The organism is Paenibacillus agri, from assembly GCF_013359945.1.
In the GTDB taxonomy this organism is placed as follows: Bacteria; Bacillota; Bacilli; order Paenibacillales; family Paenibacillaceae; genus Paenibacillus_AQ; species Paenibacillus_AQ agri.
In genome coordinates, this window is record NZ_JABWCS010000131.1 from 1 (window position 1) to 393 (window position 393).

The 393-nt window shown below is 51.7% G+C and carries 2 rRNA genes; both read left to right on the forward strand.

Annotated elements, in window-relative coordinates:
• Positions 1–90, forward strand: a 23S ribosomal RNA gene (locus HPT30_RS00640); the annotation flags it as partial.
• A gap of 199 nt (positions 91–289) precedes the next feature.
• Positions 290–393 (forward strand): 5S ribosomal RNA (rrf, locus tag HPT30_RS00645); the annotation flags it as partial.

Genomic DNA, 393 nt, shown 5'->3' on the forward strand with positions numbered 1-393 from the left:
CCCTTGAAGACGACGAGGTAGATAGGTTGGAGGTGGAAGTGCAGTAATGCATGGAGCTGACCAATACTAATCGGTCGAGGGCTTATCCTACAAACTACCCCAAAAAGTGAAGAAGAGGCTGACGAAGCTGATTCCGAGTACTTTCCGGGGGCCCCGTAAAAAGGGCGAATGCAAATTCGTTTCGGATTCAGTTTTCAGGCGATTAAGCCTGCCTTAAGCTGCAAGTCCTTTCTGAGGACTGATATTTTCTCGCAGCGATTTCGAGAAGCGAAAGCTTCGAAAAATCATGTTTGGTGGCGATGGCGGAGGGGTTCCACGCGTACCCATCCCGAACACGACCGTTAAGCCCTCCAGCGCCGATGGTACTTGGACCGAAGGGTCCTGGGAGAGTAG